Annotated in this window: 14 protein-coding genes; 7 read left to right on the top strand and 7 right to left on the bottom strand. The window is 72.1% G+C overall.

What is annotated here, in order from left to right; genetic code table 11:
- Nucleotides 1-248: 248 nt before the first annotated feature.
- Entirely contained in the window at nt 249-548 is a 300-nt protein-coding gene (locus ACFPCY_RS03605; protein ID WP_378252097.1) for a hypothetical protein, read from the bottom strand.
- Nucleotides 549-1,053: 505 nt separating this feature from the next.
- Between ACFPCY_RS03605 and ACFPCY_RS03600 the strand changes: the two genes are divergently transcribed.
- Nucleotides 1,054-1,743, top strand: coding sequence for a hypothetical protein (locus tag ACFPCY_RS03600; protein ID WP_378252096.1), 690 nt, complete (start codon nt 1,054-1,056; stop codon nt 1,741-1,743).
- Between the two features lie 64 nt (nt 1,744-1,807).
- On the opposite strand, the gene ACFPCY_RS03595 is transcribed toward ACFPCY_RS03600, so the two are convergent.
- The gene (locus tag ACFPCY_RS03595) at nt 1,808-2,878 is read right to left on the bottom strand and encodes a zinc-binding dehydrogenase (RefSeq protein WP_378252095.1); all 1,071 of its coding nucleotides are present in this window, start codon (nt 2,876-2,878) and stop codon (nt 1,808-1,810) included.
- Between the two features lie 145 nt (nt 2,879-3,023).
- Between ACFPCY_RS03595 and ACFPCY_RS03590 the strand changes: the two genes are divergently transcribed.
- The gene (locus tag ACFPCY_RS03590; RefSeq protein WP_378252094.1) at nt 3,024-5,546 is read left to right on the top strand and encodes a M14 family zinc carboxypeptidase; all 2,523 of its coding nucleotides are present in this window, start codon (nt 3,024-3,026) and stop codon (nt 5,544-5,546) included.
- A 109-nt stretch (nt 5,547-5,655) separates the two neighbouring features.
- Here the strand turns inward: ACFPCY_RS03590 and ACFPCY_RS03585 are convergent, their stop codons facing one another.
- On the bottom strand, nt 5,656-6,327 hold the full coding sequence (locus tag ACFPCY_RS03585; RefSeq protein WP_378252093.1) for a peptidyl-tRNA hydrolase: 672 nt from the start codon (nt 6,325-6,327) through the stop codon (nt 5,656-5,658).
- Nucleotides 6,328-6,484: 157 nt separating this feature from the next.
- Here ACFPCY_RS03585 and ACFPCY_RS03580 point away from each other — a divergent pair, with 157 nt between their 5' ends.
- A complete protein-coding gene (locus ACFPCY_RS03580) occupies nt 6,485-7,525 on the top strand; it encodes a hypothetical protein (RefSeq protein WP_378252092.1) in 1,041 nt (346 codons plus the stop codon).
- A 166-nt stretch (nt 7,526-7,691) separates the two neighbouring features.
- Here the strand turns inward: ACFPCY_RS03580 and ACFPCY_RS03575 are convergent, their stop codons facing one another.
- On the bottom strand, nt 7,692-8,606 hold the full coding sequence (locus ACFPCY_RS03575) for a UbiA prenyltransferase family protein (RefSeq protein ID WP_378252091.1): 915 nt from the start codon (nt 8,604-8,606) through the stop codon (nt 7,692-7,694).
- A gap of 239 nt (nt 8,607-8,845) precedes the next feature.
- Between ACFPCY_RS03575 and ACFPCY_RS03570 the strand changes: the two genes are divergently transcribed.
- Nucleotides 8,846-9,055, top strand: coding sequence for a helix-hairpin-helix domain-containing protein (locus ACFPCY_RS03570; RefSeq protein ID WP_378252090.1), 210 nt, complete (start codon nt 8,846-8,848; stop codon nt 9,053-9,055).
- A 148-nt stretch (nt 9,056-9,203) separates the two neighbouring features.
- The gene (locus tag ACFPCY_RS03565; protein WP_378252089.1) at nt 9,204-9,644 is read left to right on the top strand and encodes a nuclear transport factor 2 family protein; all 441 of its coding nucleotides are present in this window, start codon (nt 9,204-9,206) and stop codon (nt 9,642-9,644) included.
- 181 nt (nt 9,645-9,825) lie between these two features.
- Here ACFPCY_RS03565 and ACFPCY_RS03560 read toward each other — a convergent pair whose 3' ends face one another.
- Complete coding sequence (locus ACFPCY_RS03560) at nt 9,826-10,413, bottom strand: HAD family hydrolase (protein ID WP_378252088.1); 588 nt, start codon at nt 10,411-10,413, stop codon at nt 9,826-9,828.
- A 164-nt stretch (nt 10,414-10,577) separates the two neighbouring features.
- Here ACFPCY_RS03560 and ACFPCY_RS03555 point away from each other — a divergent pair, with 164 nt between their 5' ends.
- Nucleotides 10,578-11,243 carry a TetR/AcrR family transcriptional regulator gene (locus ACFPCY_RS03555; RefSeq protein ID WP_378252087.1) on the top strand — a complete coding sequence of 222 codons (666 nt, stop codon included), beginning with the start codon at nt 10,578-10,580 and terminating at the stop codon, nt 11,241-11,243.
- 46 nt (nt 11,244-11,289) lie between these two features.
- Here the strand turns inward: ACFPCY_RS03555 and ACFPCY_RS03550 are convergent, their stop codons facing one another.
- The gene (locus ACFPCY_RS03550; RefSeq protein WP_378252086.1) at nt 11,290-13,782 is read right to left on the bottom strand and encodes a glycoside hydrolase family 5 protein; all 2,493 of its coding nucleotides are present in this window, start codon (nt 13,780-13,782) and stop codon (nt 11,290-11,292) included.
- 227 nt (nt 13,783-14,009) lie between these two features.
- On the opposite strand from ACFPCY_RS03550, the gene ACFPCY_RS03545 reads away from it, so the two are divergent.
- The gene (locus ACFPCY_RS03545; protein WP_378252085.1) at nt 14,010-14,243 is read left to right on the top strand and encodes a hypothetical protein; all 234 of its coding nucleotides are present in this window, start codon (nt 14,010-14,012) and stop codon (nt 14,241-14,243) included.
- 257 nt (nt 14,244-14,500) lie between these two features.
- Here the strand turns inward: ACFPCY_RS03545 and ACFPCY_RS03540 are convergent, their stop codons facing one another.
- Nucleotides 14,501-16,684 (bottom strand): MMPL family transporter, encoded by a 2,184-nt coding sequence (locus ACFPCY_RS03540; RefSeq protein ID WP_378252084.1) that lies wholly within the window; start codon nt 16,682-16,684, stop codon nt 14,501-14,503.
- Nucleotides 16,685-16,714 lie beyond the last annotated feature (30 nt).

Below are 16,714 nucleotides of genomic sequence, written 5' to 3'. Positions count from 1 at the left end.
TGAGCAGTAACAATCCAGTAACGCCAGCTCAACAGGGATGAAACAGCCCCTACCAGGACGGACTTCCAGGCCTCTCGGCGCCCATCAAGATCAAGTGAAAGTTCGCCGCCCCAACATAAGGTCCGGAAGCCGGACGTCCCGGAAGACCACCGGAAGCGGAGGGGCAGAACGCGAGGGAGCGCAGGCGTCCGGAGCGGCCATGCGGTTGGCGCATGGCCGCTCCGCGTGGTGGTCGCGCGTGCGCGCGTTCAGTCCAGTGCGGCGAGGACGCGCCGGATGAGTTCGGTCGCGCTCTCCACCGCACCGGCCGGGGCGAGGCGCTCGCCCCAGGACCACCGGTACCACCAGCCGTCCGCGTCCTCCTCGACCAGGATGTTCTCCGTGAGGGCGGCCGCGTCCGGGTTCAGCACCTGGAGGCGGGGCGCCTGACCGCGCGGCACGGTCAGCCGCACGCGCAGGCCCCGCCGGGCGAGCTCGTCGCCGAGCTCCTCCAGATATTCGATCCGCGTCTTGACCAGCGCGGCTGTTCCCGTGTCGTCAGGCGTCATTCCTCGTCTCTCCCCATGGGATCGCGTGGCCCGACGAGCGCCAGACTGGCACGCCGCCGGCCGGGGCGCACGCACTTCGGCCGGTCGGCGCGCTCGTGTTCGGTCCGGACGCAGCGCCAGTCGGTCACGGCGCATGTGCCGGCCGGTCACGGCGCCCGGGCTGGTCGGTCACGGCGCCCGGGCTGGCCGGTCACGGCGCCCGGGCTGGCCGGTCAATGGCGCATGTGCCGGTTGGTCATGGAGTACGGGCTGGTCGGTCACAGTGCCGGGGGCGGTCGGGCAAGGCGCGGGCCGGCCGGTCACGGGGTACGGGCCGGTTGGGCACGGCGCGCGGGGTCGGTCGGGCCGGTCGGGCACGACGCGCGGGGCCGGTCGGGCCGATCGCGGGTGCAGATCGGTCACGGCGGGCGTTTCGGTGATCTCTCGCGAACCGATCTGCCCGATCATGTATCTGATATTCGGGATATCGTGCGCGTGGCGGTTGCGAGGAAGACGGGGGTTCGGGATGAGCGGGGCGAACGGGGACTGGCGGAACGACCTGACGAGGCCGGACTATCCGCTTCCCCAGCGACCCGCGGACGCCCCGTTCACGCCCGCTCCGGGTCCCGCGGCCGGTCCCGGCGCGAGCCCGGTCTCCGGTCCGTCCGCGCCGAAGCCGGCGGGCGGGGCCACGGGCTGGCACCGGCTGCACTACCCGGTCGGCGTGTTCCTGCTGGCCTACGGTCTGGCGAGCACCGTGGCAGCGGCCGTGTCGTGGAGCGACCGGCGCGACCAGGTCGCGTCCTACCTGGACTCCGGCGTGGCGAGCGGCGTCCTCGCGGGGGTGAAGGGGCTGGAGCTGCTGCTCGTCCTCATCACCGCCTTCGGCCTGGTGCGCCGGCGCGACGTGTGGTTCCTGCCGCCGCTCGCCTGCTGGATGGCGGGATTCGGCGTGCTCGCCGTCCTGGACGTCCTGCGAGGCAAGTGGGGCGGGCTCGCTGAGCACGTCGCCTACCTGCTGCTGTTCGGCGTCCTGCTGTTCGTGTCGTACGGGCTCGGCGTCAAGGCCCGCATCGGGGGCGGCGGTTCCGGGGACGGCGGCAGCCTCAGCCGCACGCAGGAACTCGCGCTGGCGGCGCTGAACCGCATCCCGCGTCCGGCCGCGCCGCCGTCGCGTCCGGCGGGGCCGCAGTTCAGCCGGCCGCCGACGCACTGAGCGAAGCCCGTGCGCCGAGCGCCGCGACGGGCGCTCGGCGCACGGCTTTCGGACGGCGCGCAGGTCACGGGCGGACGATGATCTTCGCGTGCTCTTCCGGGTCCGCCAGGTCCTTGAACGCCTGGGCCAGGCCGGGGAGGCCGACTTCGCCGGTGATGATGGATCCCGCGTCGATGCGTCCGGCGGCGATGTCGTGCAGGGTCGCGCGGTACTCCTCGGGCATCGCGCCGAAGGTGCCGCGCACGGTGATCTCCTTGGACGCGGCGACGCCCGGCTCGATCGTGTCGGGCTGCATGCAGACGCCGACGAGCATGACCGTGGCCCCGGCCGGGGCGCCGTCGACGACCTGCCGCAGGACGCCCGGGACGCCGACGCATTCGAAGACGCACGCGCCGCGCGCGGCCGTCCCGAAGATCTCGGCGGCCATCCGCTCGACCGTGCTGACCGGGACGCCGAGCTCGGCCCAGCGCGCGTGCGGGGACGCGACGGCCGGGTCGATCACCTCGTCCGCGCCGAGGGCCTCGGCGAGCGCGCGGCGGCGCGGGGAGAAGTCCGCGGCGATCACGGGGCCGTGACCGCGGGCCTTGAGCTGCGCGACGACGCCGAGCCCGATCGGGCCGAGGCCGAGCACGACCGCCACGTCGCCGGGCTCGATGCCGCTGCGCCGCACGGCGCGCGCGCCGACCGAGAACGGCTCGGTGATCGCGGCGACCTTCGGGTCCAGACCGCCGGGGACGGGCATCGCCAGGCCCTCGTTGAGGATCATGTACTCGCCGTACCCGCCGGGGAACATGGGCGCGTAGCCGACGATCCCGGCGCCCTGCGGGCCGATGGCGATGGGCGGGCCGCACACGACCGTCCCGACCGGCAGGGTCCGCTCGGTGCCGGGGCCGTAGCCGACGATCTCGGCGGCGAACTCGTGCCCGAAGACCAGGCCCTCGCGCGGGTCGTAGGGCGTGCCGCCGGACCTGCGGGTGGTCTCCATGAAGCCCTCGGGGTCGGCGAGCGCGTGCAGGTCGGACCCGCAGATTCCGCACGCCAGCGTCCGCACCAGGAGCTGCCCCTCCAGGGGCACCGGATCCGGGACGTCGGTGACGGTGAGGGTGTTGTCCTTGGTCGTCAGCGCCGCGCGCATCGACTTCCTCCCAGTATCCGGTGGCGTAATGGTCGTTCCCCGAACCGAACCACGTTCGCGCCCGCCGCGGTAGCCCCCGGACGCACGCGATCTTGGCAGAAGTTGCCCTTGGTGCATTCCGGGACACATGCCACCTTGCGAAGGCATGAGAGCCTCACGCCTGGCGGTGGCGTTCGTCGCGGCGGCGTCCCTCGCGGCGCCCACCGCGGTCGCGACGTCCGCCTCCGCCGCACCCCCGCCCTCCGCTCCGTCCTGTGATCCCACCCGGACCGCGCCGGTTTACCGGGGCAAGGTCCCGTCCCCGAAGCAGGTCCTCGGCATCGAACTCGGCGACCGCGAGGTCACGGCCGCCGAGTCGGACCGCTACCTGGAGGCCGTCGCCGCGTCCAGCGAACGCGTCATCTCCGGGACGCTCGCCAAGTCCGCGCAAGGACGTCCGCTCAAGTACGCCATCGTCGGACGGCCCGAGCTGCTCACTCGGGCCGGCCTCGCGCGCGTGCGCGGGGAGGCGGCGGCGCTGCGCGACCCGCGCACACCCGCCAAGCTCGCCGAACGGCTCGCCCAGCGCGGCGTCCCGATCCTGTGGGTCAGCGCGAACGTGCACGGCGACGAGCCGAGCGGCACGGACGCGGCGCTCAAGGTGCTGCGCGACCTCGGCGACCGCACCGACTGCGCGGCGAAGTCGATCCTCGACAACGCGCTCGTGGTCGTCCTGCCGACGCAGAACCCCGACGGCCGGACGCTGAACACCCGCCAGAACGCCTACGGCTTCGACATGAACCGCGACTGGTTCGCGCGCACGCAGCCCGAGGTGGACGGCAAGGTCGCGATGCTGAACCAGTACCCGCCGGTGCTGTACATCGACGCGCACGAGATGGGCGGGACGTCGTTCTTCTTCCCGCCGAACGCGGACCCGATCTACCACGAGACGCCCGAGCAGGCGATCGGCTGGATCAACGACGTCTACGGCGCGTCGATGGCCGCGGAGTTCCGGCGGCAGGGCATCGACTACTTCAACCGCGACACCTACGACCTCTTCTACCAGGGGTACGGCGACACGGTGCCGATCTCCGGGTTCCTCGCCGCCGGGATGACGCTGGAGAAGGGTGACGAGAGCCCCTACCCCGAACGGGTGAAGGAGCACTACCTGACGCAGTGGGTGTCGCTGTCGCAGGCCGCGCGCAACCGGCGGCGCATCCTGGCCGAGTGGCACCAGATGGCGGTGGACGCCTACCGGGAGGGCGCCGCCGGGAAGCTGGAGCCGAACCAGGTCTACAACCCGCCGAACAAGATCGACCGGCCGGTGCCGGACCGGCTCGTCAAGCGCTACTTCCTGCGCGCGGACGACCCGGCGAAGGGCTTCGAGGTCCGCACGATCGTGCGGCGGCTGCAACGGATGGGCGTCCGGGTGGACCGGCTCGTCCGGCCGCTGACCGTGCCCGATTTCAAGCCTTACGGACGTCCGGAAACGCGCACGACGCTGCCCGCCGGGACGTACTCGATCAGCATGGCGCAGGGCCAGAAACACTGGATCCAGGCGATGCTGAACGAGGACTCGTATACCCCGTTCCCGTACTTCTACGACGTGACGGCGTGGTCGCTGCCGCTGCTCCAGAACGTCGCGGGCGGGTCGTCCGGGGCCGAGCTCCGGCCGGTCGCCGTGCCGGTGCCGCCGCTGCCCGCCGAGACGCCCGGACATTCCGGACAAGCGCCGAGGATCGGCGTCCTCCAACTGTCTTCCACGTCGTCCAGTTCGCGGCAGTCCGTCGGCTGGCTGCGGTCCCGCTTCGACCGCGAGTGGAAGCTGCCGTACACGCTGCTCAGCCCGGCCGACGTCGCAGCCGGGAAGCTGGCGGGGGTGCGGGTCCTGGTCGTCCCGAACGGGCCGGCCGACACCGCCGCCAAGGCGCTCGGCGACGCCGGACGCGCCGCACTCGCGAAGTTCGTCCAGGACGGCGGCCGGTACGTCGGCTGGCAGGGCGGCGCGCAGCTCGCCCAGCGCGCGGGCATCACCACCGACACCTTCGCCGACCCCACCTCCGACGTCCCCGGCTCGCTCTTCCGCGTGAAGGTGGACGCCCGCAGCCCGCTCGCGCGCGGCGTCGGCGCCACGGCCTGGCAGTTCTACTCCTACGACCCGGTGATCCGGCAGAGCGACCCCGCCAAGGTCGCGGCCGGCTATCCGGCGGCGTCCTCGCCGGACTGGTTCGTCTCCGGATACGAGCGCGGATCCGCCGAGCTGGGCGGCACGGCCGCCGTCACGGACGAGCCGGTCGGCAAGGGCCGGACCGTCCTTTTCGGCGGCGAGCCCAACTTCCGCGCGTTCAGCGACGGCACCGCGAGACTGCTGTACAACGCGCTGCTCGGGCCGAACCCGAAGGCGGGAGTGTCGGGGCTCGCCTCGGCTCGTCCGCGCGCGGTGGCGAACGCCCCGCTCCAGGTCGAGTCGCCGATCCGGGTTTCGGTCAGGTCGGCCGACGCGGACCGGACGGCCGCGATCCTGCGTTCGGTCGGCGCGCACTACACCGAGCGCCGCTCCGGTGACGTCGTCCACTACGTGATCGACAACCCGGCCGGGCTGCCGACCGACCACCACCCGTTCGCCGGACGCCTTCCGTCCCTCATCCGCCAGGCGGGCATCGCCCCGGTGGCGGTCGTCCTGCCGTAACACCCGTGTGCGCGGGGGCGGGCACATTTCGCCCCCGCGCACGCGCGTTCTCGCCGGTTGCCGCCGGCTCTCGTCTGCCCTAGCCGGTTCTCGTCGATCCTCGTCGTTTCTAGTCGGCGATCCAGGCGATGGCGGTCATCGTGCCCGGCGGGACCTCGGTGAAGCCGCCGTCGCGGACGGCGACGGTGGCACGGTCCACGCACTTGCGCCACGGGACGTCCCTGGCCAGATGGACGCGCAGCCCGTTCTCAAGCCACTTCTCGCGCGCCCGCGCGCCCGCCTGGCGGAACAGCAGGTGCGCGGCGTGCCCGCACTGGGCCGCCGCCTTTCCCGTGGTCATGGTGACGTCGGGGTTCAGCGCGATTTCGGCGTGCGGGCCGTCCGGCGGTGGGAGCGGGTCGTCGGCGAGGGGCAGGTCGAGCCCGGCCACCTGGAGCTTGGCGATCTGCGGCGGGACCTCGTCCATCGGCGCGGGCGGGAACGCTCGCACCTCGGCGCCGTACGCCGCGGCCGTGATGCCGGGGATTTCCTGGACCTCGGGCCAGCGCACCCCGCGCGCTCGCCGCGCCACCTTGCGGATGCGGCGCGACTCCCATCCCTGGACGCAGGCGTGCCACTCCCCCTCGGGCTCGTGCGCGCGCGGGTCGGAGAGCAGCCTCACCACGGCAGTCGCGGCGGCGGCGCATACCGCGTCATGGGTCGGCGGATCGGCCTTCTCCACGCGTACTACCAGTTGCATCGCCCAAGGCGGATCGTCCAGCGGGTCGTAGTCGGGTCGCACGTCTGGAGTATTCCAGTTCCAATCTCCTGCCCCGGACGCGACTTCACCGTGACGCAACGGGGTACGGCTCCCATATCGCTCCGGCGTCGCAGGGGACGCGGCGCGTGGATGCGGCCGGAGAGGGAGCCGAGCGGCGCGAGGCGGGTCGGAGGTCGCCGTGGCCAGTGGAACCTGGAACGAGTCCATTCCGGGCATCGGGACGTTCTTCGTCGGAATCGACATCGCACCGGGCCGCTACCGATGCGAGGACGGTAAGGGAGGCTGGTGGGTGCGCTTCACCGGACCGCGCGGTGGCGACCCCGTGGGCTCCTGGCCGCTGCCCGCCGGGCCCACCGAAATCGAGATCTCGCCTAGCGACTTCGCCTTCGAGACTCACGTGCGCACGTACTGGCGGCGGATAGCGGACGCCGCCACGGGAACGGGCTCGGACGCTTCGGAACCACGTCCCGTCACCGATCCGACGTTGCGGGCGGAACTCGACCCTCTCGTCAAGCGACGCCGTCCGCTGGTGGCGCTCGCCCCGTTCACGGTGCTGAGCGCCGGATTCGCGGGGTTGCCGGTGTTCGGGTCCATGTGGCTGCTCGGGATGACGATGCTGGCGGCGCTGGTGGCGATCGGCTCCCCCACGTTCTTCCTCGACCTGCATCGCGCGCACGAGCTGGACAAGCGCCGCGACCGCTACGTCACGCCGGACGACCTGGACGAAGACGCGCGGGCGCTCCTCACGCGCGCGCAGGTGGCGGTGGACACGGTCCGCGAGAGCAAGGTGAACCAGGAAGGGCTCCTGGAAAGCGCCGAGAACGCGGTGATCCTGCCGCGCGAGGAGTGGGAGATCGCGCACGCCCTCGCCCGGCAGTCGCGCCTGCGCGCGGACGAGCCCGAGGCGGGCGACGACTTCCCGGAGGTGGAGCGGGCCCTGCGTCCGCTGCGGGAGAAGCTGGACCATTCCGTCTCCGCCGTGACCCGCCGCGTCGAGGCGCTGGAGCGCTACGCCGACCGCGTGCGCGCCGCCGACCAGGCGCTCATCGCCCAGCGCCGCGTCGACGACATCACCGGGCGCGCGCACGAGTACGACGAACTGGTGGCCGACACCGTCCGGGACGACATGGCCCTGCCGGAGATCGAGCGGCTGACCGAACGCAGCGACGACCTCCTGACCGTCTTGCGCGCGCGCCTGACCGAGTCGCCGGACGAGTAGCCGAGCCGGGCGAATAGGCGGGCCGGACGAGTACGCGGGCCGGACGAGTACGCGGGCCGGACGAGTACGCGGGCCGGACGAGTAGCCGGGCCGGACGAGTAGCCGGGCCGGACGAGTAGCCGGGCCGGACGAGTAGCCGGGCCGGACGAGTACGCGGGCAGGCGTCCTAGACCGTGCCGGTATAGGCGAGCGCGAACGCCGCACACGGCATCAGGAAGAGCCAACTGACGATGATGATGCCGCGCAGCACGGCATGCGGTTCACGCGCGCGCACGAGCAGCCGCCAGTAGGCACCTAAGAGAATCGGTGCGGAGGCGACCTCTATCCACAGAATGCGGTTCGGGTAGAGGGTGCCGCGGGCGGCGAGCAGGATGGCGAGTGCGCAGGCGGAGGCCAGGGCGGCGAGGCCGACGCGATGCGCGACGCGAGGCCCCAGCCGGACGGCGACGGTGCGGTAGCCGCCGGCCACGTCGGCCCCGTGGTCGACCACCGTGGTCGGCACGTACAACGCCACAGCCACCAGCACTCCTTGAAAGGCCATCACCCATGGAAACCCCGCCAGCGGACGGACCACCGTCCACCCCGCGACGACCGCGAGCCCGCCGACCGCGACGGCGTTGGTCGCCACGTCCAGCCCGGGCCGGCCCTTGAACCGGAACGGCGGCACGCTGTACAGCCACCCGAGCCCGAGAAACCCCAAGGTGACCAGCGCGAACGAGAGCCGGACCGTGATCGCGACCAGCAGGGCCGCCAGCCCCGCGACATGCGCGGCGACCATGGCCTCCCGCACCGAGACCTGCCCGCTCACGAGCGGCGCGTCCCGCTTGCGCGGGTTCCTCCGGTCCCCGGGCGCGTCCACCACGTCGTTGACGGCGAGCACGGCCAGCCACAGCAGCGGCCCCCACACCGCCACCCCGGCCACCACGGGCGCGACCGCCCCTGCACACCCTCGCGGTCGAGGCAGGCACTCGCGCGGCCCTACCACCAGCTCCCGCGTGGCCAGCAGATTCCCCACCCAGAAAGGAACCAACGTGACCGTCCACAACGACGGCCGAGCGATCCCCAGCAGCCCGAGCAGCACCCGCCCCAGGCCGCTTAGGCCGACCGCACGCACCGTCCACCACCCCCGCGGCGACCGAACGGCTCCCGATCCCCCATGAGACACCGAGTCCAGTTATCCGGAAACCGCTCGCGGATGGCCGAATCGCGCCGGGCCGCCCGTCCGCTCCCCTCCTGCCGGACGGACGACCCAGGCGCGATACTGACCTCACGTACTGCCCGATCCATCGGTTCATTCCGACAATCACAGGGAGGACGAGAATGACCGCTTCCGGAAACAACCCCTGGCCCCGGGAAGTCGCCGCCCCCGCCCGCAGAGCCCTGTCCGGCGCGGGCTACCGGACACTGGAATCACTGACCGAAGCCCGCGAGCGCGACCTGCGCGACCTCCACGGCATAGGGCCGAAGGCCCTCGCCGCCCTCCGCCTGGCCCTCCGCACCCGCGGCCTCTCCTTCCGCAGCGAAGACTGACCGCATCCGGCAACCACGCGAGCCCCACGTCCCTCGCTCTCCGCTGGTGGCCGTTCAAAGCGGCGTCGTCCACACATTGTTGGCCAGGCCAACGACTTGCTATCGTTGGCCGGGCCAACGTTGGCGCGGCCAACAATATGGAGGGGCCATGAACGACGCCGACCGTCATGAGATCACCGACCTCGTAGCCCGCCTCGGGCGCTGCCTGGACGAGAAGCGCTTCGAAGAGGTACGGACCGTCTTCGCCGAAGACGCCTCGATCTCCACCGCCAGCGGCGCGGTGCGGGGCATCGAAGCGCTCGTCGAGAAGGCCCGCGCAGTACGCCCGGCCGGTGTCTTCACCCAGAGCTTCATCACCAACCCCCTCATCGACGTGGACGGCGACACGGCCGCGGTCGCCGCCAACCTGCTCGCCGTCTTCGTCGACCAGGCCGAGGGCCGAGGGCGGCTGTTCGCCGAGCGCTACCACCTGACCGCCACCCGCACCCCGCAAGGGTGGCGGATCTCCCGGGTGGCAGCCGAGCCCCTGTGGGAGGCCCCCTTGCCCGAGGTCACGTCTCACACGCGGACGTCCCCCGCACGGACCTGAGCACCACGACAGGCCGGTCGCGAGCGACCGGCCTGTCCTTCGTGAGCGGACGGAGGCCGTTTCGTAAGCGGACGGCAGGCTGTGCCCGCATGGACCGGCCCCCAAGCGGCGCGTGCGATCTGATCGCGCGCTCGGCCGGCGTTCGGTGCGTCGGGGTGGGTGGGCGGAGACTCTTGAGGGGTTAGTGCAGGAAGGGGGTTATCTGGGCGGGGCTGGTGAAGAGTTCGGCGGTCATGCCGGCCTGGCGGGCGGCTTCGACGTTGCGGGCGTTGTCGTCGAAGAAGATGACGTCGGACGGGTGGACGGACAGGCGGGCCGCGCAGATCTCGTAGGCGCGCGGATCGGGTTTCGCGACGCCGATCTGGCAGGAGTAGACGCGTTCGGCGAAGCGGGACAGCCAGTCGCCGTGTTTCGCCTCGAAGCGGGGGACGAGGTCGGCGATGATGTTGGAGAGCAGGCCGAGGGTGCGGCCCTGATCGGCCAGTTCGCTGACCAGTGCGACCATGCGGTCGTCCACGCCGGTCCAGCTGGCGAGGTCGGCCTCGATGAGGGCCGGGACGTCGGGGAAGCGAGTGTCCAGGCGGTCGGCGACGTTCGCCCAGTAGGCGGCGCTCGGCTGGCCGGCGTCGTAGGCGGGACGGCAGTCCCAGTAGGCGGTCCAGAAGGGGGTCCCGGCGACGCCCGCGAGCTCCTCGATGTGCTTCTTGGCGGCTTCCGTCTGGGTGCGGGCGATCACGCCGTAGAGGTCGAAGACAATGGTTTGGGACATGCCGTCCAGGCTAAGCATGATCGGCGGCATCCGGGGCGGGCGATGGCCGATGCCGCCCGCTCGACCTGCGCCGAGGCGGGGAAACAAGCGCTAGATGCGCACCTCGGCGGCGGGACCGGAGCGATACTGAGCAAGCGGTTGGGCGGACGCGGCATAATGAGAGCGTGACGACCACGAGCACTAATTCCGGACGACCGAAATCAGGCGGCGGGGAGCCCGGCGCCCGGCGGCGCGGCAGGGGCTCGTCGGCCGCCGCGTCCGAGCGGCGCGAGCACCTGGTGAAACTGGCCGCGGAGCTCTTCGCCGAGAAGGGCTTCCAAGCCACCACGGTGCGCAACATCGCCGACGAGGCGGGCATCCTCTCCGGCAGTCTCTACCACCACTTCGACTCCAAGGAGTCGATCGTGGACGAGATCCTGTCCGGCTTCTTCGAAGAGATCATGACCCGGTACCGCGAGGTCATCGACCAGGGCGAGGACCCCCGCGCCACCATCGCGGGGCTGGTCCGCATCGCGTTCGGCACCCTGGAGCCGCACCGCGCGGCGATCACGGTCATGCAGAACGACTGGAACTACCTCAAGGGGATGGAGCGGTTCGCCTACCTCACCAAGTCCGAGGACGAGGTGGAGAAGATGTGGGTGGACACCATCAAGGCCGGCCAGGAGCAGGGCCTCTTCCGCTCCGACGTCGATCCCAAGCTGACCTACCGGATGATCCGCGACACGGTCTGGGTCGCGGTCCGCTGGTTCAAGCCGGGCGGACGCCTCGACGCCCAGGGCCTCGCCGAGCACTACCTCAAGGTCATGTTCGACGGCATCAACACCCACTGACACCGCCGAGCCGTCTCCCCCTCACGGGGCGCCTCGGGCGGCCGGGTTAGCCGGCGGTTAGTGCGTAGCGGCCGGTGGGGTGGGCGGTCAGGCGCCAGCCGCCGGGGACGGGGTGGATCTCGACGGCCTTGATGCCTTGGGTTTCCACAACGGGGCGGGTGGGGCCGGGAAACCAGACGTCCAAGGGAGCCGGGCCGGTGGCCACGCCGGTCAGGTGGAGTCCTCGGTCTCCCGGATGGGAGAGGTGGGTCAGGACGCCGGGGGCGGCGCGGGGGTAAGCGCGGGACAGTGCTCTGACCGCGACCGGGTCGCGCGGGAGGTCCTCGCCCGTCGCGCAGTCCACCTTGTTGAGGCCGCCGCCGATCGGCTCGGTGCCGTTCTGCGGGTCGCCGCACGCCTGCTTCCAGACCCAGAACGCCCCGCCGATCAGGTGGCGGTCCTCCTGGACGGCGTAGCGGCGGATCTTGTTCTGGACGGTCCGCTCCGGACCCCAGTAACCCCACTCGCCGCTCCAGACCGGAAGGTTCCGGGCGGTGCGGGACGCGAGCGTGAAGCCGTGCTCGATCGTGGTGACGGGCGGCAGGCCGAGCGAGGCGTCCATGGTGATCGACTCGGCGTAGAGGTGCGGGGCGAAGACCACGTCCGGGTCGTCGGCGAAGGAGCCGCGGGGCATCGCGTCGAAGCCGGCCCCCGACCAGAGGATGCTCGGCTCGGCGAAGAACAGGTGCGGGCGGGTTTCGGACGTCCGGATGCGGCGCAGCACGCGGTCGTAGAAGCGGCCGAGCAGGAGCGACGAGGTGACCGGGGCCTGCTCGCCGAAGCCCGGCTCGTTCAGCGGGTCGAAACCCGCCACGGACGGATCGGAACCGAAACGCGCGGCCAGCATCCCCCAGGCGTCCACGAGCCGGGACTGGACGCCGTCGCGGTCGTAGTAGAAGTTCGTGAACGCCCGGTCGCCCGCCGGGGAGATGTCGCGGCCGGTGAACTGGCAGCGGGGCGCGCCGTCGGTGACCGTCGCCCATTCCGGCGCGCCGTCGTAGCCGTCCATCGGGGACGTCCCGGCGGGGCAGGACGTGCCCGGCGGCGTCGGCTCGGCGTTCCAGCCGTCCTGGTGCATGTCGATCACGGTGTAGAGGCCGTTCCGCCGCGCCCAGGCGACGGCCTGGTCGATCCGTCCCAGGTAGGACGGGTCGTACCGGCCGGGCGCCGGCTCGATCTTCGACCAGGACACGCCGAGCCGGACGACGTCGAAGCCGAGCGCGGCCATCTGCCGGAAGTCGTCCTCGCCGAGCGGACGCGTCGCCGGGAAGCCGGGACGTCCCGCGTGGAAGTCGACGAGCTGGTTGACGTTGACGCCGCGGAGGAGCACCTGCCGTCCCGCCGCGTCCACGATCCGGGGATGCTCGCCCCGGACGGCCCGCAGCGGCGAGAGCCCCTCCCGCGCAGGCGCGACGCTGGGAGCGGACGTGTCCGAACCGTCCTGGCCCGCGACCACCAGGAGGAGCATCAGCTCGCAGAGAGTGATGAACGCGGTGAAACGTTCACGCTCCCTCGCCGACATCCGCGGCGCCCGCACGGCGAACGGCCGGGCCGAGACCGCGAAGGCCAGCGTAACCAGGCCGGTCAGCCAACCGATCATCACTCCGAGCGAGACGCCCTCGCAGACGCGGACGTACAGGCTCGCCGGAGTCTGGAGAAGGCTGCCCAAACCGTCCTCGCCGACGAGCGCGAGGGTCTGGACCGCGCCGAACGCCGCGCCCGCCCACAACGTCGCCACCCAGCCGCCGAGGAACACGGCCGCTTCGCTCCGGGCGCGACGCATGCAGACGCGATGCGCCGAGAAAAGGGCGAGGAGCAGCACCAACAGCCCGCACGGCAGGCCGGTGGGCAGGCTCTTCCCGTGCGCGTGGGGCGCCATCGCAGGCACCCAGTCCGGCAGGTCCCGTGACCAGTGCGAGGACACCCACGGGCTGGACGCGATCACGGCCAGCCCGACGATCAACGCGACCCGAGCGGACGTCACGCCACTCCCGCGCGTCCCGCCCCGGCCGACCTGCCGTGTAACGCGCGGCTCGCCGGGCACGTCCGCACCCGATGAATCGTGACGAATCGACAGCGCGCCCCCTCGGCGGGACGGCAGCCCGACGGCGGTCGCGGCTGGGAGAAGGGCGTAGAGGACGGCCGTCGGAACCGTGTAGGACGTGGCCCAGACGATGTCGGGGACGCCGAACCACGGGAACGTCGCCACGAGGGTCGTCGCCGCCCGCGCCACCAGGACGACCAGGACGGTCCCGGCCCAGACCGCCCCGAAGCGGCCTCGCCGGCCGCCGGCCGCGTACACGTGGGTCACCCAGGCCGTCCCGCAGAGCAGGAGCGGGAGATACACCGCCAACGGGGCGAACTGCCAGCGGGTGCGGGGCGTCAGATCTCCCGGGACGCCGTAGAGCGCGAAGAACCCGACCGGGTCGAGGAGCGCGCCGAGGACGACCGCGGCGGCGAGGACCCCGGCGGTCAGGAACGGAAGCCGACGCGACGCCAACGCGCCCCCTCAGAGTGTCCCGGCGTTCCTGTGACGCGGGACACGAAAATTACATGAAACTGGCTCATGTTCGCTAGGTCGTCGCGCCCGCGGAGGAGGTCGCCGAGTCGATGGGAGCCGAACTCTCTCAGGGACCCCGGTGCTTTTCGTCACACCTTGCCAAGTTAGGGTCACACCCGAAGCAACGGGGTTGTTGTGGACGATGAGAACTTCGGGGGGAGGGCGGCATGACAGGATCACCGGGTAGTACGGCCGGGCGCGAGGAACCACCGCCCGCGGCGCTGCGCGAGGCCATGGCCCGCGGGCTCCAGGAGCAGTTCCCGGGCGTCCGGGTCTGGTACGGCGAGGCCACCGGCTCGTGGTGGGCGATGGTGCCGCTGCGCTCCGGCCCGCGGCTGGTCGAGGCGTCCACCTCGCAGCAGCTCCGCGAGCAGATCCTCAGCGCGCGGTCCCGAGGCTGAACCACGGCCCGACCGGCAAGACCTGAAAGACCCGCAAGCGCGAAGCAAGGCGCGAGTGCGCAGAAGCACGACGCGAGAGCGTAGAAGCACAGCGCGAGAGCGTAGAAGCAAGACGCGAGAGCGTAGAAGCAAAGCGCGAGAGCGTAGAAGCAAGACGCGACGAGAAGCGCAGTAGTAAGACGCGACAGCACGGTGAGCAGAACGCGAAGCGCGTCCGCGAGGCATCGCGGACGCGCTTCGCGTCTGTCCGGCCGCCGTCATGAACGGCTGGACACCGGGGTCCGGGGCTCCCGCGCGGCGCGCCGGGCGAACTTCGGGACCCACCAGTTGGCCTCGCCGCACAGTTCCATCAGCGCGGGGACCAGCAGCATCCGGACGACCGTCGCGTCGATGAGGATGGCGACGCCCATGCCGAAGCCGAGCTGCTTGACCGCGACGTCCGCGCCGAGCAGGACGGACAGGAACACCATCACCATGATCGCGGCGGCGGCGGTGATCACCCGGGCGGTGCGGGCCAGCCCGCCCGCCACCGCCCGCCGCGTCGGCAGGCCGCGCTCGTGGTACTCGCGCACCCGCGAGACGAGGAAGACCTCGTAGTCCATGGACAGCCCGAACAGGATCGGGAACATGATCAGCGGGACCCAGGTGGCGACCGGCATCGAGCCCGGGAACCCGAGCAGCCGCCCGCCCCAGCCCCACTGGACGACCGCGGTCAGCACGCCGTAGGCGGCGGCGATCGACAGCAGGTTCATCAGCGCGGCCTGCGCGGCGACGACGACCGAGCGGACGAGCGCGACCAGCAGCACCAGCGACAGCCCGACGACGACCGCGACCAGCCACGGCAGCCGGGCCTGGACGTTGTCCGCGAAGTCGATCGAGCCCGCGTTCGGTCCGCCGACGTACACCTTCCCGGCCAGGGCGGTGCCGCGCGTGGCGTCCGGGACGACGGTGTCGCGCAGGTGGTGGACGAGCTTCTGCGTCGCGGCGTCCTGCGCGCCGGTGCGCGGGTAGGCGATGGTGACGGTGGCCGCGCCGTCCGGGCTGGTGCGCGGCGGCTGGACGGTCGCGACGCCCGGCGTGCTGCGCACCGCGTTCGCGACGCGCGACACATCCGCGGCGTGGGACGCCTCCGCGACGTGGGACGCTGCCGAGCCCCCGCCCTCGGACACGATCACCAGCGGCGCCTCGACGCCCGCGCCGAACCCGCGCGCCACGATCTCGTGCGCGGCGTACCCGCTGGTGCCGTGCGGCTGCGTGGACGAGTCGGGCAGGCTCAGCCGCATCGACAGGGCCGGGACGGCGAGCGCGACGAGCAGTCCCCCGGCGACCAGCGCGGACGGCACGGGACGCCGCTGCACGACGCCCGCCCAGCGCTCGGCGAGCGGCCGTCCGGTGCGGCGGCCGAGGCCGGGCACGCGCAGCCGGTCGATGTGGCGGCCGGTGAAGCCGAGCAGCGCGGGCAGCAGCGTCACCGCGGTCACCATCGTCATCAGCACCGTGACGGACGCGGCGACCGCGACCCCCGCGAGCAGCTTGTCGCCCATGACCAGCAGGCCGAGCAGCGCGATGACGACGGTCGTCCCGGCGAACAGGACGGCGCGTCCGGCGGTGGACAGGGCGGTGACGGTCGCGTCCTCGGGGTCCTCGCCGTCGTGCAGCGCCTCGCGGTAGCGGGTCACGATGAACAGCGCGTAGTCGATGCCGACGCCGAGCCCGATCAGCGCGGCGACGATCGGGCTGAACGACGGCGCGGGCAGCAGGTGGCCGAGCAGCTCGATCAGCGCGAGCGCGGTCCCGATGCCGAGCAGCGCGGTCACGATCGGCAGGCCCATGGCCAGCACCGAGCCGAACGCGATGAGCAGGATGACCACGGCGGCCAGCACGCCGATGCCCTCCGACGACCCGCCGCCGGGCGTCTCGGCCGCGCTCACCGAGCTGCCGCCGAGCTCCAGCCGCACGCCGTCCTTCGTGCCGCGGACGTCCGAGATGAGCTTCGTGACGTCCGCCTTCGGCATGTCGGCGGATCCGACGTCGAGCTGGGCGGTCGCGAACGCGATGTGCCCGTCGGACGAGATCCGGCCCGGCCCCTGGTAGGGCGAGGCGACGCCGGTGACGTGCGGGGTGCGGGCGAGCCGGTCCAGCGCCGACTGGACGCGCGCCCGGACGGCCGGGTCCTGGATCCTCCCGTCCGCCTGGATGGCGAGGGTGATGCTGTCGCCGTTCATCTTCGGGAAGTGCGCGTCCAGGATCTTCTGCGCCCTCGCCGACGGCGATGAGCCGCCGCCGAACGCGTTGGACGCCTTCGCCGAGAACGAGAAGCCGATCACCATGACGGCGATCGCGCCGAGCACCCAGAACAGGACGGCGAGCCGCCGCCTCCGGTGGCAGAGCCGGGCGAGGCGCGCGACGGCGCCGTCCGGCGAGATGGTCTTCGTGGTCATGGGAAGAGGTTCGCGGCGCGGTATGCGCCG

Origin of the sequence: Actinomadura gamaensis (assembly GCF_042652125.1) — a bacterium.
In the GTDB taxonomy this organism is placed as follows: Bacteria; Actinomycetota; Actinomycetes; order Streptosporangiales; family Streptosporangiaceae; genus Spirillospora; species Spirillospora gamaensis.
Note: the sequence above shows the minus strand (reverse complement) of the source record. Positions and strands in the feature narration are given on the sequence as shown.

Coding starts and splice junctions, on each gene's coding strand:
- ACFPCY_RS03605 (WP_378252097.1), bottom strand. CDS start 548: ATGACGCCTGACGACACGGGAACAGCCGCGCTGGTCAAGACGCGGATC.
- ACFPCY_RS03600 (WP_378252096.1), top strand. CDS start 1,054: ATGAGCGGGGCGAACGGGGACTGGCGGAACGACCTGACGAGGCCGGAC.
- ACFPCY_RS03595 (WP_378252095.1), bottom strand. CDS start 2,878: ATGCGCGCGGCGCTGACGACCAAGGACAACACCCTCACCGTCACCGAC.
- ACFPCY_RS03590 (WP_378252094.1), top strand. CDS start 3,024: ATGAGAGCCTCACGCCTGGCGGTGGCGTTCGTCGCGGCGGCGTCCCTC.
- ACFPCY_RS03570 (WP_378252090.1), top strand. CDS start 8,846: ATGACCGCTTCCGGAAACAACCCCTGGCCCCGGGAAGTCGCCGCCCCC.
- ACFPCY_RS03565 (WP_378252089.1), top strand. CDS start 9,204: ATGAACGACGCCGACCGTCATGAGATCACCGACCTCGTAGCCCGCCTC.
- ACFPCY_RS03560 (WP_378252088.1), bottom strand. CDS start 10,413: ATGTCCCAAACCATTGTCTTCGACCTCTACGGCGTGATCGCCCGCACC.
- ACFPCY_RS03545 (WP_378252085.1), top strand. CDS start 14,010: ATGACAGGATCACCGGGTAGTACGGCCGGGCGCGAGGAACCACCGCCC.
- ACFPCY_RS03540 (WP_378252084.1), bottom strand. CDS start 16,684: ATGACCACGAAGACCATCTCGCCGGACGGCGCCGTCGCGCGCCTCGCC.